The organism is Achromobacter sp. SIMBA_011, assembly GCF_046535435.1.
GTDB lineage: Bacteria > Pseudomonadota > Gammaproteobacteria > Burkholderiales > Burkholderiaceae_B > Achromobacter > Achromobacter dolens.
In genome coordinates this window covers 1-350 of the sequence record NZ_JAWRWN010000139.1, presented here as the reverse complement: position 1 = coordinate 350, position 350 = coordinate 1, and the positions used below count along the sequence as shown (strand labels likewise).

Sequence of the window (350 nt, the reverse complement as noted above, 5' to 3'; positions counted from 1 at the left end):
GCCCGCACAATACCACTCGTGCAGTAAGGCTGTCATTGAGGGAACCCGGGATAGTGTTACAAACCGTTTCGCCTCCATGTGGCGCAGATTGGCCAGTTCGGGCAGCCATTCGCCGGCTTGCTCGAGCGGTTCCTCTTCGCGATTAATGAAGTACGAGCGTGGGTTATGCATCAATGTGGCCGTTCTGTCGAGAGATACGCCGCGCCGGGCAGCCTGCTTGACGAAGGCGGCCTCCGAGAGCGGGCGTGCCGGCGGCTCGAATACCACGTTGGATTTGGGCTCGCTCAGATAGCAGCCGAGGAATTCGGCGACGTCGCGCTTGCGCCAGCGGATCGCGTCGACGATCTCGG

Annotated in this window: 1 protein-coding gene; it reads right to left on the bottom strand. The window is 61.4% G+C overall.

What is annotated here, in order from left to right; translation table 11 throughout:
- Positions 1 to 350, bottom strand: a 350-nt coding sequence (locus SB816_RS30270; protein WP_410548026.1) for a winged helix domain-containing protein, incomplete at both ends; no start/stop codon positions are given.